Origin of the sequence: Streptomyces capoamus (genome assembly GCF_014654935.1) — a bacterium.
In the GTDB taxonomy this organism is placed as follows: Bacteria; Actinomycetota; Actinomycetes; order Streptomycetales; family Streptomycetaceae; genus Streptomyces; species Streptomyces capoamus.
In genome coordinates this window covers 1-1133 of sequence record NZ_BNBF01000040.1, presented here as the reverse complement: position 1 = coordinate 1133, position 1133 = coordinate 1, and the positions used below count along the sequence as shown (strand labels likewise).

At 72.8% G+C, this 1133-nt stretch carries 1 protein-coding gene; it reads left to right on the top strand.

Annotation, left to right across the window (positions count from 1 at the left end):
• The first annotated feature begins 252 nt into the window (after positions 1-252).
• Positions 253-1092 (top strand): hypothetical protein, encoded by an 840-nt coding sequence (locus IE312_RS43340; RefSeq protein WP_229900851.1) that lies wholly within the window; start codon positions 253-255, stop codon positions 1090-1092.
• The last annotated feature ends 41 nt before the right edge of the window (positions 1093-1133 follow it).

Here is a 1133-nt window from a genome sequence, read left to right as displayed (position 1 = left end):
CCCTTGGCGTATGCCCCCGCCGAGGTGACCGGTCACTCCGCGTCCAACAGCTCGCAACACACCGTCTTCTCCGCGCGTGCTCCCCACTGAAGGCCTGACCCCGTCCGGTTGTCCACAGGGCGAGCGGCCGGGGACGATCTCTGCGATCTTGCCCGTGTGGAGCGGACCGACCTGAGGGCGCTGGCGGACAGAGGCGTCCTCCTTACCTCACGTGCCGTGGAGGCCGGTTGGCCTCGGCGCAGCCTGACACGGGTGCTGCGCGGCGAAGGCTGGACGCAACTCCGGCACGGCGCCTGGGCCGAGCCGGGGCGCGACCCGGACCTGCGCACTCACCTCCGGGCCGTCCAACTCCGCGTACCGCAGCTCGTCGTGAGCCACTTGTCGGCGGCCGCTCTCTGGCGGATCGAGTTGCTCGGCGGGGGCCACGAGGCGCCGCTGGACTTCACCGACCCGCACCGCAGCACGCACCGGCTGGGCAGCGGCGTGCGCGTGCACCGGATGACGCTCGGCGGAGGTGACGTGGTCGAGCGGCAGGGGCTACGGCTCACCACCCCGGCCCGCACCTGCGCCGACCTCCTGCGACGCGGCCCCAGGCACGAGGCGGTCGTCGCCGTGGACTCGGCCCTGACGTACCGCAGGGTCGGGGGGGTCCGACGCGCACCGCTGGTCCGTAAGGACGAGATCGCCGCCACGCTGCTGAGGGCAGCGCAGGGGTCGGTCCGGGCCCTGGACTGGCTCCGCCTGACCGACCCGCTCGCCGGCTCCCCCGCCGAGACGGTCGCCCGACTGCGCATGTACGACGCCGGGCTCCATCCCGAGAGCCAGGCCGAGTTGCGCACGCCGGACGGCAGTCGCCGCGTCGTCGACTTCCTCTTCCGGGCGGCGGGGCTGGGCGTGGAGATCGAGGGGTACGCTTACCACGGCACCCGTGAAGCCCACCGCCGGGACGTCCACCGTTTCAACCAGCTCCTCCGCTGCCCCGAGATCCGCAGCCTCCTCCGCTTCAGCGCCGAGGACGTCTTCCGGCGGCCTGCGTACATGGTCGCGGAGATCAGGGCCACGCTGGTTTCGCTGACCGGCGATTCCACGTGACCGTCGGACCGCTCGCTTCCCGGCCAGTGTCGGGCTTCCGC